Source organism: Clostridium sp. HGF2 (genome assembly GCF_964240115.1).
GTDB classification, from domain to species: Bacteria; Bacillota_I; Bacilli_A; order Erysipelotrichales; family Erysipelotrichaceae; genus Clostridium_AQ; species Clostridium_AQ innocuum.
On the sequence record NZ_CAXSSO010000005.1, the window covers coordinates 170764 to 195124 of the forward strand.

The window sequence follows — 24361 nt, forward strand, 5'->3', positions numbered from 1 at the left end:
AGAGCGGGGAATAGAACAGCAGCACAAAACAAAAAATATCCCGGCCTCAGTCTTCTGCCAGAATATCTTTTACTTCTTCTTTCTTAATCAGCTTTTCTTCCACAACCTCAAACATCAGGGAAGCATCATTTTTATTTGCCTGCTTCTGTATCATGGTTACATTAACAGTCAGCTCACGGTATCCGAAAATAACCTTGATGGTATCTCCCACTTTTACATCTGTAGAAGGCTTTGCAATTTTTCCGTTTACATAGACACGTTCCTGATCCGCCAGCTCCTTTGATACGGTACGACGTTTCAGAATACGCGCTGTTTTCAGATATTTATCAAGACGCATATACTCACCTCTACAAATAAGTTTACCATTTATTGCTGCTGTTGGCGAGATAAAAGTTGTACAAATGCCTCTACTGCATAAAGCTCGGACTTTTCCAGCTCCTTCTTATCAAATACGATAATAAAGGAACCATACCAGTCTCCAAATGCGGTGACCGGATAAATCAGACCCTTGTAACGCTGTGCACTGTCCTCATAGATACGCTCATTATCAAAATCCTTCAAACGATGTGTTTGTGCGATCATAAGAAAATGGTCATGTATCTTATGATCTGTTTTCACCATACATTCATCCTTCACAAAAAATACAGTATTCTGATATATGGCACGCAGGGTATCGCACATAATCATGATTTCTTCCATATGCTTGGACATGACATCAAATTTCTGAATTACAATTCTGTCATTATCGATAAAGAATTCAATGGAATCTCCTTCTTTCATGCGGTACTGCTTTCTAATTTCTTTTGGTATAACCAGTCTTCCAAGGTCGTCAAGACGTCTTACAATTCCTGTTGCTTTCATTTATAGACACTCCTTTTCTTTCAATAGTATGGACATATGACAATCGCTTTATACCTGACGGCAAAGAGGAAAGACATTTCCTCTGATTGAAATTTCATTCAAATTCAGACATAAATTGCATATAAATTATCATAAATGAAGGTATTTTTTTACAAAACTAATTGTTATAACAAATATAACTATATTAAATTAACCTTTTATACATAAAAACATTTAGAATGTAGTTGTCAATAGAAATAGGAGTGATCTGACATGACAATGGGACAAGTATGTTGTGAGCGGATTCATGATCTGTGCGACGAGAGAAAAATTTCTCTGAACAAACTCAGTATCATGTGCGGAATGACGCAGTCAACGCTGAGCAACATCACATCAGGCAGAAGCAAGAATCCAACCGTTTCCACGATCAAAAAAATCTGTGACGGTCTGGATATCACGCTTGTGGAATTTTTTGATACAGACGTATTCAAAAATCTGGATCAGGAAATTAAATAAGCTGTTTGTCAGCCTGAAAAAAACTGTTATGGGAACTATTCATGCAATCCCAAAACAGTTTTTTTATTTACCTGTTTTTATTTTACATATGCCTTCAGGCGTTCAGCCGGTTCAGTGCTTTCCCACTTCACCTGCAGATCATCACGGCCAAAGTGACCATAGGCTGCCAGATTTCTGTAAATCGGCTTGCGAAGCTCCAGTGTCCTGATAATTGCAGTAGGACGCAGATCGAATTCCTTCCTTACGATTTCTGCGATTTCTTCATCCGGAAGAACTCCGGTTCCAAAGGTATCCGCAAGAACGCTGACCGGCTGTGCCACACCGATGGCATAGGCAAGCTGTATTTCACATTTGCGAGCAAGACCTGCCGCAACAATATTCTTGGCAACATAGCGTGCCGCATATGCCGCACTGCGGTCAACCTTGGTAGGATCCTTTCCGGAGAAAGCTCCTCCGCCATGACGGGCCATACCGCCGTATGTATCGACAATTATCTTTCTTCCTGTCAGACCGCTGTCTCCCTGCGGCCCGCCGATTACAAAGCGTCCTGTCGGATTTATGTATACTTTTGTTTCAGCATCCATCATATCCGCATCTACAATCACATCAATGACATGCTTCTTTAAATCCTCGCGAATCGTGTCCAGAGAAACCGTATCGGAATGCTGTGTGGAGATAACAATCGTATCGACACGCTTTGGACGGTCATTCTCATATTCAATAGTTACCTGTGTCTTCCCATCCGGACGAAGATAGTCCAGTGTGCCGTCTTTTCTTACCTCTGTCAAACGGCGTGCTAGACGGTGTGCAAGGGATATTGGCATCGGCATATATTCCGGTGTTTCATCACAGGCGTAGCCAAACATCATTCCCTGATCTCCTGCACCATTGTTTTCCTCCCCACCCTCTTTGGTTTCCAGCGAGTGATCAACACCAAGTGCAATATCCTTGGACTGCTCATCAATGGAGGTCAGAACCGAACAGGTGGTTCCGTCAAAGCCGTATTTTGCTCTGTCATATCCGATTTCCAGAACTACATTTCGTGCAATGCTTGGGATATCGACATAACAGCTGGTAGAAATTTCTCCCATGATCATGACCATACCGGTTGTACAGCAGGTTTCACAGGCAACTCTCGCATCCGGATCCTGTGCCAGAATCGCATCCAGAACAGCATCACTGATTTGATCACAGATTTTATCAGGATGTCCTTCCGTCACAGATTCGGAAGTAAAAAACTGTTTATTTAACATAATCGTTTCCTTTCTTTTCACTAATTACCATCATTCTTATTTTACATCTTTCCCTATTGCTAAACAAGCATAACATGGGGAAGTTACTTTTCGCATTTGTACAATGCCTGATACGACAGCCCTTTTAAAGGTGTAGCACGAAAGAGTCTGCATGGATATGGAAGCAGGTATCCTTCTATATCTTCTTATAGCCTTTCAGCAATTTACTTCAGCTTTAGAAATTCAGGTGATTGCTTTGATGCAGCTATACGCTGTGTTTTATGCAGTGTTGTCTCTGTCGATAACCGGTTATATTCCTGCTCCTGAATATCCTGAGATGTACGATAGCGCTGTTTCATGTCTGTTTTCAAAATTGTTTTTCCATCTATTGTATAAGACAGCTTCAGCTCTTCAAAATGGATATCCTCCCGCTTGTTATCTGTTTTATTTATATACTCACTGAATTTCTCATTATTCGTCAGCTCTACTGTATATACCGTGGTTGCATCCTGCTCCTGCTTCTGATAGCGGAAGTAATCCTTCGCCTCTTTTCTATATTTCTGAAAAAGCAGAGAGGATAGAAAATTTTCTTCATCCTTGGATGTCACAGGTGTTTCCTACATTTTCTCATAGGTATTGTCAACGTTCACAATATATACATGCAGCACGTCATTCTTCAACTGCAAAACAGTATCTATCCTGCCAGATTCACCGGTATCCGGGTGGATGCGCACCTGATACTGCTTCAGCTCTTTATTATGAAATGCAATATTCATCTGTATGGTATCTGTATCATGATTGCGTTTTTCATCCATTATTATTTCATCTTTAAAGTATTGCTGTGTACTGCTTATACTTTGGCTATCTTCGATATGTAAACCGTTTGTATCTTTCAGCATATCAATTTTCGCAAGAATTTCCAATCGTATATTTTCTTCCTTTGCATGATCCTTCTGCATACTGCAGCCGCAAAGGACAGCGGCAGCACATAGTAAAATTCCTATACCTCTACAGTTCATATCCTACCTTATTTTCAGGAAGCTGTTTGTTCCTCCCCCATTGGCTCTGTGCGTTCCAGCACCTCAATCACGGTATAGAGCCAATCCTTAAGCTTTGGCAGCTTCATGGTAATCTTGCCGTTCATATAGCGTATCGTTATATTTTTTGATATGGTTGTCATCATTTCGAATAATGCAACACCGTCAATGCTGTTTGACCATGCACTAGTAAACGTCAGCTCAACCGCCTTTGGCAGTTCACGGAAGGCATCCACATGCGGCTCATTGATACAGATATCCAGCCGCTTCTTTTCAAATAACAGCTGTACAGCCTTCGGCAGTTTTCCGTAATTATCCTTGATTTCATCCATCATGGCAAGCAGTTCCTTTTTAGTATGAATATCCTCCATACGCTGGTACAATGTGATTTTTTCATAATCCTCGGTCGCAAAGCTGCTTGGAATGTATGCGTCAACCTTGACATTCGCCTTCGTCATTTCCGGTTTCACCTCCGGCTTGATGCCTTTTTTCTCCATGATGGCACTGTTTAGCATTTCGATATACATATCAATACCGACCGTATCAATAAAGCCGGCCTGCTGCGGCCCCAGCATATCTCCGGCACCACGTATGGTCAGATCGCGCATGGCAATTTTATAACCGCTGCCCAGCTGCGTGAATTCCTTGATGGATTTTAAGCGCTTCATGGCAATCTCACTTAATTGCTTTTGCGGGGAATACATCAGATACGCATAGGCAAGACGATCGCTTCTGCCGACTCTTCCCTTAATCTGATACAGCTGACTCAATCCGAAGTGGTCAGCATCTTCAATCAAAATCGTGTTGGCATTGGGAATATCAATACCGGTTTCAATGATGGTCGTACAGACAAGCACCTGATATTTATTATCTGTAAACTGCAGCATGACATCCTCGATATCCTCCCGTGTCATCTGTCCGTGCGCAACACCGATTTCCACCTCCGGCATGGCATCCCGAAGCTTTCTGGCCACATTATAAATTTCCTTTACATTATTGTACAGATAGAACACCTGTCCGTTTCTGGCAAGCTCACGCTGTATGATTTCCTTCACCATCTGAAAGTTCTTTTCAATGACATAGGTCTGTACCGGCATACGGTTCATCGGCGGGGTTTCCAGCTGCGACAGGGAACGGATACCAATCAGCGACATCTGCAGGGTACGCGGAATCGGTGTTGCACTTAACGATAAGACATCCACACTGTTTTTCAGCTCCTTGATTTTTTCCTTATGCTCCACACCAAAGCGCTGTTCCTCGTCAATGACAAGCAGTCCCAAATCCTTAAATACGATATCCTTGGAAAGCAGACGGTGTGTTCCTATCAGGATATCCACGTTTCCTTCCTTCAGATCATGGATGATATGCTTTTGATCCGAGGGCTTGATAAACCGATTTACAACGGCAATATTCACAGGAAAATTGCGGAACCTCTTCATAAAGGTTTTATAATGCTGAAGGGATAAGATCGTCGTCGGACACAGGAATGCCACCTGCCGGCCATCCGCAACTGCCTTAAATGCCGCACGGGCCGCAACCTCTGTCTTACCAAAGCCTACATCTCCGCATAGCAGACGATCCATCGGCTTCGCAGATTCCATGTCCTGCTTGATTTCCTGTACCGCTCTTGCCTGATCCGGGGTCAGCTCATATTCAAAATCCTCTTCAAACTGCTTCTGCAAAGGGGTGTCCTTTGCGAATGCATGTCCGATATTCTCATCTCTGGATGCATACAGCTTCACCAGACGATCCGCCAGCTCTGCAATCTTTGCGCTGACCTTTTTCTTTGTCTTCTCCCATTCTCCGCTGCCCAGCTTATTCAGCTTTGGACTTGCACCTTCCTTGGATACAAATTTCCGGATAAGCTTAAACTGTTCAAGCGGTACAAGCAGAACATCATCTCCCTTATAGGCGATATGCAGAAAATCCTTATGTACACCATCTATTTTCTTATTCACAATTCCCAGATATTTACCGATACCATGCTGGTTGTGTACTACATAATCTCCGACATTCAGCTCCTGATAATCATGCAGAACCTCCGCCTCTTTGAATTTATTGCTGTAGCGGGCTGCTTTTTTGACACTGTGAAACAGTTCCTTTCCGGTATAGACACAGATTTGTTCCTTCAGGCAGGTAAAGCCTTCGGGAAGACTGGCATTCAGAAACTGGATTCCCGGTTCCAGTGTATCCGTGGATGTTACATTGCGCCAGGATATATTTGCTTCCTCCAGCAGCCCTTTCACCTGTTCCTGCTCCTTGTGGTTCAAGCAGAGCAGAACCCTTCGTTCTCTTGCCTGATGCTGTACCTCCTGCATGGTACGCTCCAGGTTGATATCTCCCAGTGACATGGTCATGATCTGTGAGGTTATCGGTTTTTTATAATCGACAAACTGATGAAATTCCATATAGCTGTGCTGTTTGATGGAGCTGTACAAATCTGTGAACACATCAAAGCTGTGCAGACTGATTCCCTCCTGAAAAAGTTCCTGAAGATAGGAAACCATTTCCTCGTGCATATGCTTGACGCTGTCCTGCACTTCCTCTGTGCTGGACAGAATGATCTGTGCGTCCGGGGCATATTCAAAGACCGTGCTTCTGTTTTTCAAAAAGGCATAATATTTATAGAACCGGCTTTCCATCATGTGATTGCTGATGAGATCCAGATCTTCATTCACATGCTCCTGCAGCAGCTTCTGCATAGCGGTATCGTGCTGGGACAGCTGATTTTTCAGCGCCTTATTCGCCTGCTCCACCAGTTCGGCAACCTGTGCATCTGTAAACAGCAGATCACTGGCCGGGATAATCATGGCTTCCTGTACGATTTCAATTGTCCGCTGTGTCGCAATATCAAAGAAGCGGATGCTTTCCACGATATTATCGAAAAACTCTATACGCAGCGGATGGTCATAATTCATGGAATACACATCAATGATTCCACCGCGTGCCGCATAGCACAGTGGCTGATCAACACGGCTGACATGCGTATAGCCTGCTTCAAAGAGAAGCTGCTTCAAATCCTCATATTCAATTTCCTGATCCTGCTTTAACGTAATACAGTGATTTTTGAATACCTCAGGAGAGGGTAGAAAGCGAATGGCTGCAGCTGTATTTAAAACCGCCACAAAAGCATCCTGCTGCTGCAGCTTTGCCATTGCCTCCATCTGTATCGCTTTGTTTTCCGGTGAAGCTGCGATTGCTTCTACGCGTAGTGATTCCTCCAATGAGAAAAGCAGCACTTCATCCCCAAGGAGGGCCTGCAGGCGCTCGTAAAGCTTCTGTGCTGTATAGGCGTTATTCTTGATAATCAACAGCTTCTGCGGTTTTTGGCGGTAATCTGCCGCAAGTAGAAGAGCCTCCTCCATATACGACAGATTACCCAGAACACTCTCTTTTTTCTGAATACTCAAAACCGCTTCATTCTGCTGAAGCTCCTTCAATAGAATATCCATATGTATTTCCCTATTTCCTGTTGAAGTGGCTCATGGTATCCATAAAGGAATGAGAACAGCTGTAAATAGCTGCATCTCTGGCCAGTTCAACTGCCTGTCTGTAATCTTCCAGTTCTTCCCTGCGTATTCTGCCGAGCACCCAGTCAATTACCGAAATACGTGCGTCCTTGCCTATACCGACACGAATTCTGTCAAATTCCTGTGTTCCGATATGGCGGATGATATTTTTCATTCCATTTTGTCCGCCGGCACTTCCCTGTGCTCGCAGACGTATTTTTCCTACGGGCAAATCAAGATCATCATAGATCACAAGCAAATCCTGTGCTGACAGCTTATAAAAATCCATAGCTGCACGAACCGCTTCCCCCGATAGATTCATAAAGGTCTGCGGCTTCATTAAAACAACCGCCTCACCACTGATTCTCGTATTTGCAATCAGTGCCTTAAACTTTTTCTGTGTAATATCAACACGGCATTCCTCTGCAATGGCATCCAATACGCAGAAGCCGGAGTTATGACGCGTCATTTCATATTCCTTACCGGGATTTCCCAGTCCTACAATCAGTTTCATGCAATCACCTCAGTTTCGCTTTCTATATTATACCAAAAAAGCAGAGAATTACATCCTAAAAAGCCTGTTTTCGTACAGGCTTGCTTTTTGCTTGTATTCATTCGGATATGTGCGTCTGTATGGATGCTGTTTTTTTATATACCTGCTTGAAAAGATCAGTCAAAATGCAGTATATATGCGCTGTGATGTTCTGCTTTATATTTTATTATTTTCCTTACAGCCTGCTTCCGTCTCTTGATTTCTTTTTGAGCTCTTCTGCTTTTGTTTTTTTGGACCTGTTTCCTGCTCGTTCGCATCATTCTTTACAAAAAAATCCTTTTGTAATATAAAATCCGGCCGCTTTAATTTTTTATCTGCCATGAAAATCTCCTTTCTCTTACTACTTTAACAAAATCCACCCTTAAATTTGAAGCTCATACAGCTTTTCTGATATCCCTGTTTTTAAATTCTTTCTGTAGTAAACAGAGGACTGCAGCCTGTATCCTGTTCTCCACCCTATGGATACAGATTCATCGGGTACACTGTAATTCACACTGAAATAAACGACATCTTTTTGCACATCTACATTGCGGATATCAACATGTTCATCTACAGTAGAACGCCTGTAATAGTCCTCACCATGGACGATTAGCTTCTCTCTGGCATTGTTTCTATAAATCCAGATATTCCCGTTATCATCCTGAAAGGGCTGATTTATTCTTCCATACTTCATGATTTCCCCGGATTCATATACCGTAAAGTTAATGGGAGCTTCCCCCAAGACCTTGAAATTTGAACCATCTTTTTTTACCTTGGCAAGCACGCCGCCCTGGTATACAGACGCTGAACCTCCATATGTCCCGCAGGAGAAATAAACCGTATCCTGTACAGCCTGTACACAGTTAATATATAAATTTGCACTTGTCTGTATTATCTGGTTTACATCTTCTTTCCTTACATCTGCCAGTCTGCAACGCTCTGTAGCATCAAGTTTTACGCTTGCAAGCACTATATGCTCGTCTGTATCCTTCGGATGCTCTGTGAAATAAACGGTATCATCATCTGTATATAAATATTGTGCGTCCGCCTCCAGCAACTGTATATCCTCAGTTTCTGTATCCATAACATGAATTTCAGTTTCTTCACTGTTGGTGAAAACAAGATATTTATCATACACTGCATGTACTTCGTAGTCACCATAGGCGTGCTCGTCTTTTCCCTGCATATTTAATGAAAACAGTTCCCGTTCCTTATTCTCTTTGCTGTTATTTCGATACAGATACATACGCTCATTCACAATCCAGATGTTACCATAGCCGTTTCCCTGATATATCACAGTTCTTTTACCATTTGCATCCGTTTTTACCAGCTGATTGGCATCACATGTTACATAGTCGTAATTTGCAAATAGAGCAGCTGTTTTCAGACTATTCGTTGTATACTCCCACGCATATGTTTCATTCGCATATGTTGGATGTGCAGAACCAGAATCATCAAATCCCGTCAGTATTTTTTTGTGCATTTGAAAGGTCTGCATGCGAACTGTGCCTTCCCCGTTATAAAAATAGCTGTATTCCTTTGGTACATATTTACATAGCGCTTCACCTATATGATAAAGCCGTTTATAAATCGATTCCTTGCCATCTTCCTGTATTTTCCTGTCCGTTACGGAGCCATTGCCTATCTGTTTTGTACAACCGATAACATTAGCTGTAAAAAGAATTACTAACATAAAATAAAAATACTTTTTTACTTTGTTCCCTTGGTATCGTATCATACTGGCATCTTCTTTCTATCTTATTCTGTCACAAACAGTGTTTCAACCTCATCCGGACATAGTTCAGGATTATGCCTGTGCTTATTGAAAAAAATCTAACTTATCTCATAAGGTATTGATGTTTTGTTAGCTTCTCACGACTTTACTCACGACTTTACTCACGACTTTATTATACTTCTATATCAAAGATAATCAATCAAAGAAACAGATATTTATAAAAAAGGTTCTATCTCGATTACGGGGGACTTAAAACAGGGAGAATTCAACACTGATATATTTATCAATAAAAGTCGAATTCTCCCTTTTGCATACACCCTAAAGTGAGAAAGAACCATAAAAAAAGAGCAAAGCCTTTTTCATTTTACATTTCTGTGCTTTACTCTTTATTACTTTTTAAGATATTCCTACAGCAGCTTTGCCAGCTCTCCGATATGTTCAATAACGATATCCGGCTTTACATCACTTGTATCAATGTCCTCAGCCTTTGTTTCTCCACTCAATACAAGAATACTGGTAACCTCGCTGCCATCCGCTACCTTGATATCCGTATACAGACGATCACCGATAATAGCAATCTGATCGGGTGAACATCCGGTTTCCTCGACGATATAGTCCAGTGTCTTCCCACTTGGTTTTCCGAAGAACTCAGGATATTTTCCGGTACTTGCTTCTATCAGCTTTGCCATACTTCCGCAATCAGGTATAAAGGTATCATGCTCCATTGGACAGTTTAAATCCGGATTGATTCCGTAATACAATGCGCCTTCTCTGATAAAAGTGCATGCCTTGGAGAGTTTTTCATAGGTCAGTGTTGTATCAAAGCCCAGAATCACGATATCCGGTTTTTCTTCATCCAGTATCCAGCCGTGAGCTTCAAACTCTTTGCGCAATGCAGGTGTCCCTACCACATACACACGCCTGCCGTCATGATGTTTTTTTAACCAGCGAAGAATTACATGGGTTGATACCATCATCTGTTTTTTATCGATATCAATTCCCATACCATGCAGCTTATCTATATACGCAGCTAAATCTCTGGAGGAATTGTTGGTAAAGAAATAATACTCTCTTTCGGTAGCCTTCACCGTATTGAGAAAATCATGTGTGTATGGAAATAAATTCTTCCCCAGATAGATCGTTCCATCCATATCCAGAATAAAGACGCGGATTGCTTCCATCTTCTTCTGAATCATTTTTTTATCTGTTATCATATAACTCCCCTTACCTCTAATAATTCCGATAATACGCTACAAATGCGGTACTATAATCTTCCAGCAGCCCAAGGTCCCACAGCAGCTGTAAAAGACCGTAACGCACACGTACTTCCTTTGCCAGTATCACACCATCCCTAGTCATTGTTTCATCAATACCAACCTGCATTGGACGATATGCTGCCTCTACCGATTTCAGAATCGCTGTCACCTCTTCCGGCTGCGGCAGCTCCTGTTCAATGACTGCCTGAATATCCGGCCATTTTTCTTCCATGATATCAATACGTTTCAAAGCTGCTTCTATATCATTCTTACCGGCTTTTTCCTCCAAAGCAAGAACTCCGGGTGCGGCTGCTTCAAAGCGGTCAAGCACCATTGCTTCCCAGGCAGCTTTATCAAATGCCTTTACACGCTTCCTACATGCCGCAAAATCGATACCGTCCCGGGCAAGCTTCTTCCACATGGCGATTACTCCCGGTGTTGCCAGCCCCACCTTAGTTCCATGGAATACCGGTGCATGATGAGCAAATAAAAATTTCATTTCCCAATAATGCGAAACATGATGCTCACTGCCGGATGCCGGACGTGAATTGCCGACGAATCCCATAGCCATACCGGTTTCAATCAATGCCTCTGTAATTGCCTTTACCGCCGCTTTATCGCGTGTCATTACTCCATCTGCGTGCGCTACAACCTCCTTGATAGATTTATAAACCATATCAACAATTGTCTGACAGTAATATTCCCCGTTGATCATATGTGCAATTTTCCAGTCAACCAGACAGTTATACTTTCCTACAATATCGCCAAGACCTGCCTTAATCATATCCAGCGGTGCATTTGCCAGTACGTCCAGATCACCAAAAATTGCAGTCGGCACATGACAGTCATAGGTTGTTTTAAGATTATCAGTAATCAGTGCGGCGCCAACAGAAGCAAAGCCGTCCATACTCGGAGCGGTTGCCGCAATTCCATAGTTCAGTGAAAGCTTATAGGAAATGAATTTGCACAAGTCGTTTAAAGTTCCGGACCCGACGCCTAAAATGTAATCATATTGACGCTTCATATTCACCAGAATACGAAATACAGAGGCTTCATTCGGAACAACATCCGCTTCAAGGATGACACGATCGCTGGCGATTCCATTAGCGTTTAAATAAGCCTCAAGCTCTTCCCCATATACACGGCAGGTATTTTCGTCCTCAATCATATAGACTGTATGATATGCATGCTCCTGCAAATACTTCAGGATATCCTCCTTCACATGATCACAAACACGGACATGCTCCAGACGGGTGGTATGCTGCTTTCCGCAATCACAATTAAACGCATGACCAAGGTAATCATTGATTTCAAATGTTGCTACCTTCATTTTCATAAGATCACCCTAATCCATATTCACAAAACAGCGCATTGCAGACTCTATATCCTTCTGCATAGCATCCTGTCCTGCTTTGGCGGCATCATGAAAATATTTCACGGGAGATGCAGCATTTACGCCTTCTCCTCCTGCTTTGTCCATATACGTAAAGTAATTGATTTTACGAACACCGTTTGCGATAACCTTCTTGTAATCCGCATGACTTACACCGCTTCCTCCATGCATGACAATGGGCACACCAGCTGCCTCCTTTAATTCCTTTACCAGTTCAAAGTCAAGCTTCGGCTCTGAAAAATATTCGCCGTGCACCGCTCCGAATGAGCATGCCAGACAGTCCACTCCCGTCTTCTCGACAAAATCCTTCGCCTCTGCAGGATCTGTGTAATTCCTGCGATCTGATGCACGGTTTTCTGTAACACCTTCATTATTTAAGGTAATCCCTGCCATTTTACCGATTTCAGCCTCTATGGACACTCCATATTTACGAGCTAAGGCAACAGCTTCCTTTGTCTGCCTGATATTCTCTTCATAGGTCAGTGCGGAACCGTCAAACATGACAGAGGTGAATCCCATTTTCAGAGATTTTTTAATGTAATCCAGATTTACACCATGATCCAGATGAACGACCACAGGCACCTTTGCGCGCTGTGCCATCAGTACCATAACAGGTCCGATCGTATCCAGATTCATGACATTATTCTCCTCATGCGTCTGTGCAAACGCAAGAATTACCGGCATATTCAGTTTCTCTGCTGTATCCAGTACAGCCAGTATATTTTCAAAATTCACGATATTGAAAGCACCGATGGCGATTTTCTTCTCATCGGCAAGCTTCCATACCTCATTCAGATTTGCTAACATAAATTTTCTCCTCCTTTATGATTCAGCTGCTTTTTCATCAAGCTTATACAATACGCATCCTTACGGTCTGTAAAAGAGATATTCTCAGGGTGTTTGACGCTATTATTCTGAGAATCGCAGCATAACTTTATAGGTATCCGGACGGCTTGCACATTCCATTGCTTCCACAACATCCTCATAATCGTACACAGCCTCAATCAACGGCTTCACATCAATGATTCCTTTGGAAATACAGTCAATTGCCTGTGCAAAGGTCTCAATGGTTCCATTCTGGGTACCGGTTACCACAATCTCCTGAGAGTGAAGACGTCCCGCATCCACAAGAATCGGCTCGTTGGGATGAATGGAGCTGAACATATTGCACAACCCGCTTTTTGCAGTCATCTGAATTGCCTGTGCTGCTACAGAAGGAATTGCTGTCGTATTCTCAACAACATTTGCCCCTCGGCCGTTTGTCAGCTTTTTAACCTGCTCAACAGGATCGGATTCCAGCGGATCAATTACAATATCAGCACCCAGCTTCAATCCAAATGCGCGCCGCTTTGCATCCGTTTCACTCAGGATAACGCGTGCCCCCTGTCGCTTCGCACACAGTACATGCAGCAGTCCCATAACACCGCCTCCGATGACGACAACATCATCTCCCATGTTGATATGGGAACGATTGATACTGTTAATAACACATGCCAGCGGTTCTGTGAATGCGGCTTCATCATCCGGTGTTTCCTTAGGATACACATACAGATGGCGTGCCTTTACCACTGCATATTCTGAAAAGCCATAAAAGCCCGAAAAGCCGTTTTCATTGAAATAAGCAGTTCCCTTTGTGAAATTACTGCATATATTTTCATGATGATGCTTACAGTCCGGACAGACCCCGCAATCATCAATAATATAGTTGATAACCTTATCACCTATATGAAACAGACTGGGATCCACACCTGTTCCTATATGTTCTATTACCGCACTGTATTCATGTCCGCCAATACGCGGATATGACCATTTACAGCCCTGATAATCTCTGACATCATTTACGCAGATTCCGGATGTCAAAATACGAACCAGTACCTCATCCTCTTTCATTTCCGGTACCGGTATGTCCTTGATTTGATAATTTTTAGGTCCTTCTAGTACACAGGCTTTCATAATTGTCAGTCCTCCTATTTTCGCTTACCGATTATAAAGTTACATATCGCACACAGAAACAATTCCCGTCTGCTTTTTATAAAAGCAGGGACCAGTAATCAAGAACTGGTCCCTTTCATGTTGGTTGCTAAGCTAAGATTCCAGTTAATCCGCCAATGATACCGATGATTACAATCAGAATAATAATCTTGATGGAAGTCCATCTTTTCTTCATCAGCCAGTAAACTAACATCGTGAATCCAAATGGCAGAATGCCTGGCATGACAGCATCAAACAGCTGCGTCTGCACATTGAATTTTGACCCCGATGTGACAAGCTCCAGACCACAGGAAACTTTTACATAATTGGCAATCAGGCCACCCATAACCATACAGCCCATGACCTGTGCTCCCAGCAGCAGCTTGTCGAGCAGACCCTTTTCCAGAAAATCCATGATAGCCTCGGAGCCCTGCTGGTAACCGAAGAAGAAGTTTGCGAAGCTGAAGATATAACTGATGGCAAGCATCAGAATCAGATATACGATTGCCCCCCAGACGGTACCGGTCAGCGTGATATCAATACAGATTGCCAAAAGGATCGGAATCAGTACCCCCTGATAAATCGTATCTCCAATACCTGCCAGAGGTCCCATCAGGGATGTTTTTAAGGATGTGATAAATTCACCCGGAATCGGTTCTCCCAGTGATTTCTGTTCCTCCAGTGCGATTGCCATACCCAGAATACAGGAACCGAATTCGATATGGACATTGAAGAATTCCATTTCACGCTCCATGACCTCTTTCCGTTTTGCGGCTCCGTCCGGATCATCCTTATATAAATCATCAATCACAGGTACAAAGGTGTGCCCGCAGGCCATACCCATCATTCGTTCATAGTTATAGCAGCACTGAACCCAGGTTTCCCAGTTAAAGGCTGCACGGTATAAGTGTTTCTTCGGGATAACGTGTCTTGCTTTTTGTTCTGCCATTTTAGAAATCCTCCTCTAACTCAGATTCTTCAGCGATGTTACCTTTTCCGCTGCCCTCTCTGTAACGAACCTGTACATAAACCAATGCGCATAATAAGGACAATACACCAAGCGGCAGCAGTGCAAGTCCGGAATAAACAGCGACAACAAATCCGATGAACAGAAATACACGGCTTTCCCCTTTAAAGATATACTGCAGTGTGATTGCGATACCCAAGGCAGGCATCAGACCGCCGATGATCTGGAAAATTTTCAAAGGGGTTCCGGCAAGCATCGTGATGAAGCCCTGAATATAGGTGGCTCCGAAATATGCAGCCAGAGAGCAAGGAACGATACAGATAACCGCAGCCATGATCTGCGGCAGCAGTACGTTGGCAATCCAGATTTTATTGTATTGTTCTTTTTCAACAAATCTGTCACCGATGTGAACGAAGATGGAGTCAAAGGTCATACGGCAATACCATACCAGTGTACCCAGAAGACCGATTGGAACAGCCAGTGCAAGAGCTGTATCGGCATCCAGATTACCGGTTATGGCAAATGCAGCCCCCAGTGTTCCTGCCAGTGCCATATCGGCAGGCATGGACCCTCCGGCTGAAATGAATCCTAAATAAACGAGGTTGATGGATGCTCCAACCATAGCTCCCGTTAATGCGTCCCCAAGGATGATGCCCGCAATCCATCCGCAGACCAGCGGTCTTTGTACCGTCCATAATCCGACAAACGGCAGGTTTGCTTCACCAATCCAATACAGGACCCCCAATAGAATCGCTTGTACTATTGACATAAATTTCTCTCCTCTCTGTTAGTTTTTATGTCCAGCAGAATCTGTCTCATAACAGGTTTGATATATCGACTACCTTCTGCTCAGGTACTAACTGATAATATACATTTACACCCTTCTCGTTTTTCATGCGGCGAATGGAATCCACCTCATCCGGACTCGCAGAAACATTGTTGATGAACGGCTTGCGGTCTCCACGGATACCCATACCGCCAAGGCATACCTCTTTGATTTCCACGCCGCCATCCAGCAGCTGTTCAAAAACGATCGGTGTTTTTGTCAGAACGATAACGCGTTCATTTCCCGGATCCGGCTTCTGAAGTGCCTTAGTTGCGCCTTCAACAGATAATACGGCAACCTTGGTCCCCTGTGGTGCCAGAGCCATCAGTACCCGTTTGTTGAATTTATCCGCAGCAACAGTATCGTCTACAATGACAATTCTGTTTGCACTCAGACTCGGTGTCCAGGCTGTTACGACCTCACCATGAATCAAACGATCATCCACACGTGCTAAAACGATGTTTCGCATTTTTCATCCTCCTCATTATCAAGCATGTCTGCTAAGTATTTTTTTACATCCTGTACGGTACTGCCTGCCAGCTTCATAGCCTCGTCACATATTTCCGCAGCGCTTTTTCCGTTTCCTCTCATCAGTAGGATTTCCATCAGCAGGGGAACATTGATTCCTGTTAAATGGTATACATCATATGTGTTCATCAGCTGTACAACCGCATTGAACGGACTTCCGTAGAACAAATCGGTAAGAACCAGAATTTCTTCTCCCTCATCTGCTTTTGTAAATTCCTTCTCAATATTTTCTTTCAGGATATCCACTCCCTGATGAGGATACAGACCGACATATGACAGATTCTGCTGTTCGCCTAATACCATTTCCATTGTCTCAAATAATCCCTTGGAAAAAGAACCATGAGATACTAAGATAACCTTCATAATACCCTCCTTTCTCTATTCATTTCCAACAGGTGAAAGCACTGCTCTGGAAGCGGTTCCACCATCTGGTTATATTCTATACGATTTCCTGCAACGTTTTTTATTATGTTATGCGTAATCATTACGTAACCGATTTTTTTACGGAGTTCATATTGATTATGCAATTTTATAATTTTTTAATTCACTCCTGCATAATATTCTTCAGTGCACTGTACATACGCTTATATTTTTTATATTGCCGATCGTATGCGTCAGTGAGTACTTTTTCCGCAGCATACACCTTCCCCTGTCCGATACAGGCTTCCTTTTCCGATACACCGTCTGCCAGCGCAGCCAGAAGTGCCGCTCCATATCCCGGGGTTGCACTTTCGGTAACGACCTTTAGCTCTGTATGGAGAATATTCGCCATAATCTGCATCCAGACAGGACTTCTTGTACCCCCGCCATTGATTTGTATGCGGGAAGGCCATTGTGCAAGCTTCATACTTTCAAGAACCTCGCGGATAGCGTAGCTTACCCCCTCGAAAACAGCCTGTGTCATATCCTCCCGTCTTGTTTCAAAACTCAGCCCGACAAATGCTCCCCTTACGCAAAGATCATGATACATAAGTTTATCCCCTGTGATGTGCGGGAAAAACAATACACTGTTTTTTCCGAAGCGATCAGATGAAATAAGCTGCTGATCCACAGCCATATCATCTGTCTTCACGATATTTTCCACCCACCATTTATGAGTTCCCCCTGCTGAACGAACCGTTCCCTGTACGATATTGACAAACTGTGTATGATCCGCATTGAATAGAACATTCTTACCTTTTCCTTCGAAGTCCATATCCCTTTTCGGCATAATTACAACTCCGGATGTTCCCAGCGAAATAACCGGTTCCTTCCGGTTCAGTATCCCCATAGCCACTGCATTTGCCGGATTATCTCCCGTTCCGGCAATGACACGGATGTCATGATTCACCTTCAGCTGTTCACAGAGTGTCTGTTGAAGTGTTCCGACCACATCGCAGCTAGCATACAGCGGTCCCAGACAGCTTTCTTCAATACCAAGCCTATCCAGCATATACACTGACCATTTCTTTGTGGCAATATCATATAATGAGCTTGTGGATGCTTCACAGTAATCCATACTGTACTGCCCCGTTAATTTATATACGATATATGCATACGGTGTCATGATTTTATGAATACGCGCAAAGCTTTGTGGCTCATGCTCTTTGATCCAGAGTGTATTCACTGCCGGACTTCCCGGTGACAATATTTCAGCGATATGGCGTGTTTCCTCCCTTTGTGTGCATTCCGTACGCAGTTCCTCAACCATACCGGCCGTTCGTAAATCTGTCCACATGATGGCATTGCGCACAGCTTCTCCGTTTTTATCCAGAAATACAGTCGTATGCATCTGTCCCGTAACACCGATTACGGAAACCTCCTGCGGATTACATCTGGCAAAGATATCATGCAGTCCCTTCATTACAGCCTGCATCCATACGTCTGGATCAATTTCCCGCCAGCCCTCCTGCGGCTGCAGGATTGTATAACCATAGCTGTTTTCGTATACGATTGACCGACGGGTATCCATCAGTGTAGTTTTTAATGCGGATGTACCTATATCAAGTCCTATATAATACACAGAATCAATCCCTTCCTATGATTCCTTCAGCCCGTTGATGATCAAAACGAGATCAGCAGCTGTTTTGCTGACATTCTCCACTGCCTTTGCACTGAGACCATACAGATTAGCTTCGTTATGATTCTTTTCATAAGCCTCTCCAAATGTCTGAATGAATGCCCTGCGCAGATCCGAACCGTAATTCACCTTGATCATGTTATAGTCCCGCATCTGTTTTACCTGATCAAACGGAATACCGGAGCCGCCATGCAGCACAAGCGGAACAGGTGAAACTTCCGCAATCCTTTTCAGCAGTGCAAGATCAATCTTCGCCACAGCATCAAGACCATGTACATTTCCGATGGAAACGGCCAGAATATCACACCCGGAGCGCTCCACAAATTCTTTTACCAGTGCAGGATCCGTTTTACAGTCTGCCTCATTTACATCATCATCCTCTTTTCCCATGATAGCTCCCAGCTCTGCTTCCACCGGAACATGATAGAAATGACAGTATTCCACTGTTTTCTGTACCTCTTTTATATTTTCTTCGAAATTCAGATGGGAAGCATCCACCATGATGGAGGTAAAGCCCGCATCCACACATGCCTTAACATCATCAAAGCTTTTTCCATGATCCAGATGCAGCCCGACTGGTGTATCTGTCCCCTTTAAAAACTCTCTCATCATATAAGCAATCACTTCCGGATTTGATAAATGCAGGTTGTTGGAGGATATCTGTACCATACCCGGGAGGTGAACAGCATTCAATCCCTTTATAATCGCCTTTGTCATTTCCAGATTCGTCGTGTTGAATGCCGGCAGAAGAAGCTTTTTTTCCTTTGCGTATGCTAGCAGATCAAAACCATTTACAATTTTCATATTCGTTCCTCCCTTATTCTGAAAATTTCACTAATACCTTAAAGGTTTCCGGACGCATGGCAGCTTCCAGCGCTTCCTTAATGTCAGTATAGTCATACACCTTTTCAATCAGCGGTTTTACATCTATGATTCCTTTGGCAATGCAGTCTACCGCCTGTGCAAAGGAGCGTACCGTCGGACTGACCGTACCGGTAATCCGGATTTCCTGAGAATGCAGACGCCCCGCATCCACAAGAATCGGTTCATTGGGATGAATCGAGCTGAACATGTTAACAAGACCGCTCTTGGCACACATATCGATTGCCTGTTTGGCTACTGCGGGTATCGCCGTAGTATTGTATACAACATTTGCACCGCGTCCGTTTGTCAGCTGCTTTATCTTCTCCACAGGATCACTTTCCACAGGGTCAATCACTGCATCTGCCCCAAGTTCAAGTGCAAGCTTTCGGCGATCTGCACTTGTCTCGCTGACAATGACGCTTGCGCCCTGCCGCTTTGCACACAGAACATGAAGCAGTCCCATGACTCCGCCACCGATAATCACAACATCATCCCCCATGCGTATTCCGGTTTTATTGATGCTGTTGATCACACAGGCAAGCGGTTCTGTAAATGCTGCCAGTTCATCCGGCGTATCATTTGGTACCATATGCAGATGACGTGCTTTTACCGCAATGTATTCGGCAAACCCGAAGTATCCGGAAATACCTCCTTCGTTATAAAAGGTTTTTCCGCTTTCCGCTGAATCACAGATATTTTCATGTTCATGCTTACAGTTGTAGCAGACACCGCATTCGTCTATAATGTAATTCACCACTTTTTGACCAATATGGAATATTCCGTTATCAACATCTTTTCCAAGCTTTTCAATCACCCCGGCATATTCATGCCCGCCGATACGCGGATACGTATATCTGGAGCCTTTGTAATCCCGGACATCATTTGTACAAATTCCAGCGACAGTAACTCTCAGTAACACTTCATCGTCTTTTGGTTCAGGAATGGGAAGTTCTTTGATACGAACATCATACGGTTTCTCTAACACACAAGCTTTCATATTTCCTCCTTTTTCTCGGCAGGCATTTTTTATAATTCAAAAAGCCTTACCGTCTGTCTTACAATTCCATTATAAATAAATTCAAATGCGTAGGTTTCGGATAATTGCGGAGTAATTATGAAGTCATCCACAGGGTATTCTTGCGTATCAATTACGCAAAAGACAATTTTTTTCGTAATTGATAATACGGTATGATGTACTTGCTTGCATAGGGTGGGGACTATGTTTCAATTTGTTTTGAATACACAAGGAAAGGAGAAGTGAAATCCTTTAGACAGTTTGGGTTTCATAGTGATAAGAATGCTAACAAAAAGACAATCCAGTATTTTTTTAGAGCTTTGCGAAAAAGTTGGTGAATACTATAAAGCAAACTATTTTTCGGATAAATTTAACATCAGTCTGCGTACCATCCAAAATGATATCAAGGCAATAAAAGAGGACACTGCTTCTTTATCTGATATATTCATAATTGATTCCAGAGTACCCTTCGGTACCAGAATTAAGATTCTGGACCGAGAGCGTTTTGCTCACTATCTCAATGATCTGAAAATGCAGTCGGATGAATACAATATCAATTACAGAGATGATCGTATTTATAAGCTGTTAAACTTTCTGCTGAGCCAGAGAAAAAGCATTTCCCTGACAAAATGTGCAGATTATATCTATGTGTCAAAATCCACACTGACCAGTGATTTAAAAGAGCTGGAAAAAACATTGTCCAAATTCTCCTTACGTCTGATTCAGACAAAGGGTTATATATGGATAGACGGGCTGGAACGGGATAAGCGCATCTGTCTGATGGATGTCAGCTATGCATACCATCCCATGATACCAAGCAAGCTGATATCCGATACGGAGGCTGTTCATGTGGAATTCATAAGAAAGACTTTGATGAAGGAGCTGCTGGAGAAACAGTATCCGATTTCCGATGTTGAGTTTCAGAATATTATTATCTGGCTGAATATATCCATACGGAGAATCACCAACTTCTTTTATCTGAATGATGAGGATATTAACGGTGAGGGTACCTATGACACGGAAATTAAAATCGCAGGGAATATCTTTGAGCGGATTGAAACAAAATATCTGATCCGTGTACCACAGACAGAAATCAATTTTCTGGCAATGTATATTAACAATCACAGTAATTTCAGCAATACTGATTATATATCAGAGGATCTGAATACATTTATTCTGCATGCGCTGCAGAGAATACATGAATCCTATCCGACGGATTTCACACATGATGTAAACCTGCGTATTTCACTGGCTTTGCATTGTGTTCCCCTGATATCCAGAGCACGCAACAATGTACAGATCAAGAATGAAATGCTGGATTATATCAAGCAGAGCTTTCCCTATGCATTTGATATTGCCACATATTTCTCCTACCTGTTATCAGAGCGCTATACATGTAAAATCAAAGAAAGCGAAACCGCCTTTCTTGCCATCTATTTCAATAAAAGCATCAATGAGTATTCTGTCTTAAAGGGCAACAAACGAGTATGTATCATAACGAACCTGAAGCGTTCTGAATATTTCCTTCTGGAACAGTTTCTGTATGATAAATTTCAGAAATATATCGTATCCATCACCTTCGTTTCCTCGAATGAATTGGATGATCTCGATTTGGATGCATACGATTTGTTCTTCTCAACCGAGGATAACAGGGCGACTGAATCCGGACTGGCGACAAAAATTGCATTCTTTCCCGATTCCAATGAGCTGGAGAAAATCAAGGTACGTATAGAAGGCTTTAAAAATGTTGAGGATATCATGAAGCTGTTTGATCCAAAACTGTTTTTTGTAAAAGATTTCACAGAAAAGGAAGAAATTCAAACGTGTCTTGTCCATGCGGCATCTGACTTGTATAAGCTGGACAATCTCGCTGAGGAAATCGAACTGCGGGAGGAATTTGGTTCCACCTACTTCGGCAATGGAATCGCAATCCTTCATCCCATGCATCTGCTGACGGATGATTCCTTTATCGGCGAAATCATCCTCAAAAAGCCGGCAGTCTGGGATACTGAAGGGAATCATGTGAATCTGATTTTTCTGGTATGTATTCAGAAAAATAATCTGGAAGCCTTTCGTGCCTGGGATTATCTTTCTCCCTTACTGTTCAATAATGAATTCAAACAGGAAATTCTGTCTGTTGAGGATTACGATGATTTCAAACGGATATGTGAAGAAAATCTGAAATCGCATATATTATAGGAGGAGCATCATATGACATTTACATTTCTGATTACCGCTGCTGTTCTTATCATACTGCTGATTATTCCGCAGATAATGAAACGAGTCGTATATAAAAAATTGACAGGATATCTGTCAGAAAGAGATTATGAACGATTTGAAAAGCTGCTGGACGGATTCGCCTGTACATTTTCCTTCAAGCCCTACAATCGGGAGTACATGCGGTTAAATTCCTATTTCATGCAGGGTGATAAAAGGAAAATTGAGGCACAGCTCGATACTATTTTCAGTAAAATGAAAATGAGAGATCAGCAAAAGGCAGCCGCTGCCAGACAGGGATTTTATTTCTATATGGAAAATCAGAAGTTTAAGAAAGCAGAAAGCATGCTGCATATCTGTCAAAAGGCTGATAAAAATACCGCAGAGCTTCATACGATGGAAATGATGTACAGTATTCTCGCACTGAAAAAGAGTGAGTATATAGAGGAAATCAGAGAGCGGCTGGAACCGATGAAGAAAATGCCGGACGCCTTTACCAATGATGCAAAGCGTGTACGTATCGGTATTTTTGAATATCTGCTTGGTCTGCAGTATACGTATCTCTGTAATAAAAAATTAAGCAAAACCTATTTGACCTCCGCACTGAAAAACTGCCGGAATACACCCTATGAGTATGAGATTAAAAAGCTGTTAAAGGCATGATCATGAAGCTGACGACAACAGAATTCAGTTTTAATGCATCCTTGTCCTGTATTGATCTTGGACATATTGCTGAGAGTATGGAGGAAATCAATCAATCTCGTATTAAAAGTCTTCACTATGACATGGTGGATGGCCAGTTTAATGAATGCTTCATTTTCGGCGATCTCATGCTGAAGGTATTTCGCAGCTATACTAAATTGCCGATTACGGTGCATCTGGCCTGTAGAAACCCGATTCCATATATTAAGCCCTGTATAGCAAACGGAGCAGATTATATTGCAATTCATTATGAGGCGGATATCGATATAGAAAAAGCTTTTCAAACAGTACGTGATTTTGGAGCAAAGCCTGTCCTTGCCTTTCGCTGTGATACACCGGTACCAGAAGATTTCATTAAAGTCTCTGAGCATGCGGAGTGGATTTTGAAACTAAGTGTCCAACCCGGTTTTTCAGGACAGACCTTTCAAGAGGAGGCAGTTCGCCATATAGAAAAAATGCATCAGCTGCTTATGACAGCAGAGCTTGACAGGGTGATCGAAGTTGATGGAAATATTCATACAGGGACCATACAGAAATGTGCAAAGGCGGGGGCAACGATGTTTACAGGAGGAACCTCCGGCTTATGTAATCATAAGCATTCCATTGATGAAAGCATCGTGCTTCTCGAACAGGCCATCGTTGCAGGAGGAAATTCAAATGGCATTGACTATGAATGAGGAAAGCAAAAATACGGAATTAAAAAAGCTGCTTTGTGAGCAGGAGAAGTACAGGGCAACAACTTGGGGAAATATCGTATCCACAACACCGAGGCTGTTATCATATGCTGTTGATGCAGATAAACGTCCGAATATCGGATTCCGTAATATATACTGCTATGTGGGTTTAACGAAAACGAGTCTTCATATTGTTACACTGCATTCTCTGGATGTGACAAGGGCTACCGGATATTTCCGTATTCCATTACAGGATATACAAGGAGCCACTGTGAGAAAGGGTGTATTGAAAAGCAGTGTTATTCTGAGCTTCGGAAACGAAAAATTCAAAATTTTATGGTTTAATGAAGCCACCGGTACCGATATGAAGAAGCAGAGAGCAGCTGTACGAAGAATCTGTGATTATTTCATTGATATTTCGAAACAGGAAAACATCAGGGGTTCTGTATAGGTTCTAACTCATATCGGAATACACAAAGAAATGAAAA

At 42.7% G+C, this 24361-nt stretch carries 25 protein-coding genes; 5 read left to right on the forward strand and 20 right to left on the reverse strand.

Annotated elements, in window-relative coordinates; genetic code table 11:
• Positions 1-46: 46 nt before the first annotated feature.
• Both ACESPQ_RS10565 and ACESPQ_RS10570 read right to left on the reverse strand, forming a co-directional pair.
• Positions 47-337: an RNA-binding S4 domain-containing protein gene (locus ACESPQ_RS10565; protein WP_002606645.1), complete on the reverse strand. Its 291-nt coding sequence runs from the start codon at positions 335-337 to the stop codon at positions 47-49.
• A 29-nt stretch (positions 338-366) separates the two neighbouring features.
• Positions 367-861 carry an AbrB/MazE/SpoVT family DNA-binding domain-containing protein gene (locus ACESPQ_RS10570; protein WP_002606646.1) on the reverse strand — a complete coding sequence of 165 codons (495 nt, stop codon included), beginning with the start codon at positions 859-861 and terminating at the stop codon, positions 367-369.
• 252 nt (positions 862-1113) lie between these two features.
• On the opposite strand from ACESPQ_RS10570, the gene ACESPQ_RS10575 reads away from it, so the two are divergent.
• A complete protein-coding gene (locus tag ACESPQ_RS10575; protein ID WP_002606647.1) occupies positions 1114-1356 on the forward strand; it encodes a helix-turn-helix domain-containing protein in 243 nt (80 codons plus the stop codon).
• Positions 1357-1433: 77 nt separating this feature from the next.
• Here the strand turns inward: ACESPQ_RS10575 and metK are convergent, their stop codons facing one another.
• From metK to ACESPQ_RS10665, 18 genes are all read right to left on the reverse strand, one after another.
• On the reverse strand, positions 1434-2609 hold the full coding sequence (gene metK / locus ACESPQ_RS10580; protein WP_002606648.1) for a methionine adenosyltransferase: 1176 nt from the start codon (positions 2607-2609) through the stop codon (positions 1434-1436).
• A gap of 203 nt (positions 2610-2812) precedes the next feature.
• Positions 2813-3196 (reverse strand): hypothetical protein, encoded by a 384-nt coding sequence (locus ACESPQ_RS10585; protein WP_008727889.1) that lies wholly within the window; start codon positions 3194-3196, stop codon positions 2813-2815.
• A gap of 9 nt (positions 3197-3205) precedes the next feature.
• A complete protein-coding gene (locus ACESPQ_RS10590; protein WP_002606649.1) occupies positions 3206-3607 on the reverse strand; it encodes a hypothetical protein in 402 nt (133 codons plus the stop codon).
• 14 nt (positions 3608-3621) lie between these two features.
• Positions 3622-7077: a transcription-repair coupling factor gene (gene mfd / locus ACESPQ_RS10595; RefSeq protein WP_002606650.1), complete on the reverse strand. Its 3456-nt coding sequence runs from the start codon at positions 7075-7077 to the stop codon at positions 3622-3624.
• Positions 7078-7087: 10 nt separating this feature from the next.
• Positions 7088-7648, reverse strand: a complete 561-nt coding sequence (gene pth / locus ACESPQ_RS10600; RefSeq protein ID WP_002606651.1) for an aminoacyl-tRNA hydrolase — start codon at positions 7646-7648, stop codon at positions 7088-7090.
• A 195-nt stretch (positions 7649-7843) separates the two neighbouring features.
• Entirely contained in the window at positions 7844-8008 is a 165-nt protein-coding gene (locus ACESPQ_RS10605) for a hypothetical protein (RefSeq protein WP_002606652.1), read from the reverse strand.
• A 40-nt stretch (positions 8009-8048) separates the two neighbouring features.
• Entirely contained in the window at positions 8049-9359 is a 1311-nt protein-coding gene (locus ACESPQ_RS10610; protein ID WP_240272730.1) for a hypothetical protein, read from the reverse strand.
• A gap of 449 nt (positions 9360-9808) precedes the next feature.
• Complete coding sequence (locus ACESPQ_RS10615) at positions 9809-10615, reverse strand: HAD-IIA family hydrolase (RefSeq protein WP_002606654.1); 807 nt, start codon at positions 10613-10615, stop codon at positions 9809-9811.
• Positions 10616-10631: 16 nt separating this feature from the next.
• Positions 10632-11993 carry a sn-glycerol-1-phosphate dehydrogenase gene (locus ACESPQ_RS10620; protein ID WP_257334523.1) on the reverse strand — a complete coding sequence of 454 codons (1362 nt, stop codon included), beginning with the start codon at positions 11991-11993 and terminating at the stop codon, positions 10632-10634.
• A gap of 9 nt (positions 11994-12002) precedes the next feature.
• Positions 12003-12857, reverse strand: a complete 855-nt coding sequence (locus ACESPQ_RS10625) for a class II fructose-bisphosphate aldolase (RefSeq protein ID WP_257334524.1) — start codon at positions 12855-12857, stop codon at positions 12003-12005.
• Between the two features lie 102 nt (positions 12858-12959).
• Entirely contained in the window at positions 12960-14003 is a 1044-nt protein-coding gene (locus tag ACESPQ_RS10630; RefSeq protein ID WP_002606657.1) for a zinc-binding dehydrogenase, read from the reverse strand.
• Between the two features lie 127 nt (positions 14004-14130).
• Positions 14131-14970, reverse strand: coding sequence for a PTS system mannose/fructose/sorbose family transporter subunit IID (locus ACESPQ_RS10635; RefSeq protein WP_002606658.1), 840 nt, complete (start codon positions 14968-14970; stop codon positions 14131-14133).
• Position 14971: 1 nt separating this feature from the next.
• Entirely contained in the window at positions 14972-15757 is a 786-nt protein-coding gene (locus ACESPQ_RS10640) for a PTS mannose/fructose/sorbose/N-acetylgalactosamine transporter subunit IIC (protein WP_002606659.1), read from the reverse strand.
• 46 nt (positions 15758-15803) lie between these two features.
• Positions 15804-16283: a PTS system mannose/fructose/N-acetylgalactosamine-transporter subunit IIB gene (locus ACESPQ_RS10645; protein WP_002606660.1), complete on the reverse strand. Its 480-nt coding sequence runs from the start codon at positions 16281-16283 to the stop codon at positions 15804-15806.
• Positions 16265-16705, reverse strand: a complete 441-nt coding sequence (locus tag ACESPQ_RS10650; RefSeq protein ID WP_002606661.1) for a PTS sugar transporter subunit IIA — start codon at positions 16703-16705, stop codon at positions 16265-16267. Before ACESPQ_RS10650 ends, ACESPQ_RS10645 begins: the two co-directional genes overlap by 19 nt.
• 181 nt (positions 16706-16886) lie before the next feature.
• Positions 16887-18344, reverse strand: coding sequence for an FGGY family carbohydrate kinase (locus ACESPQ_RS10655; protein WP_257270828.1), 1458 nt, complete (start codon positions 18342-18344; stop codon positions 16887-16889).
• Positions 18345-18359: 15 nt separating this feature from the next.
• The gene (locus ACESPQ_RS10660; protein WP_002606663.1) at positions 18360-19205 is read right to left on the reverse strand and encodes a class II aldolase; all 846 of its coding nucleotides are present in this window, start codon (positions 19203-19205) and stop codon (positions 18360-18362) included.
• A gap of 13 nt (positions 19206-19218) precedes the next feature.
• Positions 19219-20262 carry a zinc-dependent alcohol dehydrogenase gene (locus ACESPQ_RS10665; RefSeq protein ID WP_044904298.1) on the reverse strand — a complete coding sequence of 348 codons (1044 nt, stop codon included), beginning with the start codon at positions 20260-20262 and terminating at the stop codon, positions 19219-19221.
• Positions 20263-20562: 300 nt separating this feature from the next.
• Here ACESPQ_RS10665 and ACESPQ_RS10670 point away from each other — a divergent pair, with 300 nt between their 5' ends.
• The 4 genes from ACESPQ_RS10670 to ACESPQ_RS10685 are packed head-to-tail and all read left to right on the forward strand — an operon-like array spanning position 20563 to position 24324.
• A complete protein-coding gene (locus ACESPQ_RS10670; RefSeq protein WP_373144338.1) occupies positions 20563-22479 on the forward strand; it encodes a BglG family transcription antiterminator in 1917 nt (638 codons plus the stop codon).
• A gap of 12 nt (positions 22480-22491) precedes the next feature.
• The gene (locus ACESPQ_RS10675) at positions 22492-23160 is read left to right on the forward strand and encodes a hypothetical protein (RefSeq protein WP_257379172.1); all 669 of its coding nucleotides are present in this window, start codon (positions 22492-22494) and stop codon (positions 23158-23160) included.
• Complete coding sequence (locus tag ACESPQ_RS10680) at positions 23157-23876, forward strand: ribulose-phosphate 3-epimerase (RefSeq protein WP_373144339.1); 720 nt, start codon at positions 23157-23159, stop codon at positions 23874-23876. The genes ACESPQ_RS10675 and ACESPQ_RS10680 overlap by 4 nt, the downstream gene beginning before the upstream one ends.
• Positions 23857-24324: a hypothetical protein gene (locus ACESPQ_RS10685; RefSeq protein WP_373144340.1), complete on the forward strand. Its 468-nt coding sequence runs from the start codon at positions 23857-23859 to the stop codon at positions 24322-24324. Before ACESPQ_RS10680 ends, ACESPQ_RS10685 begins: the two co-directional genes overlap by 20 nt.
• Positions 24325-24361 lie beyond the last annotated feature (37 nt).

Excerpts from the sequence above, each read along its gene's own strand:
- ACESPQ_RS10635 (WP_002606658.1), bottom strand. The coding sequence starts at position 14,970 with ATGGCAGAACAAAAAGCAAGACACGTTATCCCGAAGAAACACTTATAC.
- ACESPQ_RS10590 (WP_002606649.1), bottom strand. The coding sequence starts at position 3,607 with ATGAACTGTAGAGGTATAGGAATTTTACTATGTGCTGCCGCTGTCCTT.
- ACESPQ_RS10665 (WP_044904298.1), bottom strand. The coding sequence starts at position 20,262 with ATGAAAGCTTGTGTGTTAGAGAAACCGTATGATGTTCGTATCAAAGAA.
- ACESPQ_RS10575 (WP_002606647.1), top strand. The coding sequence starts at position 1,114 with ATGACAATGGGACAAGTATGTTGTGAGCGGATTCATGATCTGTGCGAC.
- ACESPQ_RS10565 (WP_002606645.1), bottom strand. The coding sequence starts at position 337 with ATGCGTCTTGATAAATATCTGAAAACAGCGCGTATTCTGAAACGTCGT.
- ACESPQ_RS10610 (WP_240272730.1), bottom strand. The coding sequence starts at position 9,359 with ATGTTAGTAATTCTTTTTACAGCTAATGTTATCGGTTGTACAAAACAG.
- mfd (WP_002606650.1), bottom strand. The coding sequence starts at position 7,077 with ATGGATATTCTATTGAAGGAGCTTCAGCAGAATGAAGCGGTTTTGAGT.
- pth (WP_002606651.1), bottom strand. The coding sequence starts at position 7,648 with ATGAAACTGATTGTAGGACTGGGAAATCCCGGTAAGGAATATGAAATG.
- ACESPQ_RS10645 (WP_002606660.1), bottom strand. The coding sequence starts at position 16,283 with ATGCGAAACATCGTTTTAGCACGTGTGGATGATCGTTTGATTCATGGT.
- metK (WP_002606648.1), bottom strand. The coding sequence starts at position 2,609 with ATGTTAAATAAACAGTTTTTTACTTCCGAATCTGTGACGGAAGGACAT.
- ACESPQ_RS10660 (WP_002606663.1), bottom strand. The coding sequence starts at position 19,205 with ATGAAAATTGTAAATGGTTTTGATCTGCTAGCATACGCAAAGGAAAAA.
- ACESPQ_RS10615 (WP_002606654.1), bottom strand. The coding sequence starts at position 10,615 with ATGATAACAGATAAAAAAATGATTCAGAAGAAGATGGAAGCAATCCGC.
- ACESPQ_RS10670 (WP_373144338.1), top strand. The coding sequence starts at position 20,563 with ATGCTAACAAAAAGACAATCCAGTATTTTTTTAGAGCTTTGCGAAAAA.
- ACESPQ_RS10650 (WP_002606661.1), bottom strand. The coding sequence starts at position 16,705 with ATGAAGGTTATCTTAGTATCTCATGGTTCTTTTTCCAAGGGATTATTT.
- ACESPQ_RS10570 (WP_002606646.1), bottom strand. The coding sequence starts at position 861 with ATGAAAGCAACAGGAATTGTAAGACGTCTTGACGACCTTGGAAGACTG.
- ACESPQ_RS10675 (WP_257379172.1), top strand. The coding sequence starts at position 22,492 with ATGACATTTACATTTCTGATTACCGCTGCTGTTCTTATCATACTGCTG.
- ACESPQ_RS10625 (WP_257334524.1), bottom strand. The coding sequence starts at position 12,857 with ATGTTAGCAAATCTGAATGAGGTATGGAAGCTTGCCGATGAGAAGAAA.
- ACESPQ_RS10605 (WP_002606652.1), bottom strand. The coding sequence starts at position 8,008 with ATGGCAGATAAAAAATTAAAGCGGCCGGATTTTATATTACAAAAGGAT.
- ACESPQ_RS10685 (WP_373144340.1), top strand. The coding sequence starts at position 23,857 with ATGGCATTGACTATGAATGAGGAAAGCAAAAATACGGAATTAAAAAAG.
- ACESPQ_RS10640 (WP_002606659.1), bottom strand. The coding sequence starts at position 15,757 with ATGTCAATAGTACAAGCGATTCTATTGGGGGTCCTGTATTGGATTGGT.
- ACESPQ_RS10680 (WP_373144339.1), top strand. The coding sequence starts at position 23,157 with ATGATCATGAAGCTGACGACAACAGAATTCAGTTTTAATGCATCCTTG.
- ACESPQ_RS10630 (WP_002606657.1), bottom strand. The coding sequence starts at position 14,003 with ATGAAAGCCTGTGTACTAGAAGGACCTAAAAATTATCAAATCAAGGAC.
- ACESPQ_RS10620 (WP_257334523.1), bottom strand. The coding sequence starts at position 11,993 with ATGAAAATGAAGGTAGCAACATTTGAAATCAATGATTACCTTGGTCAT.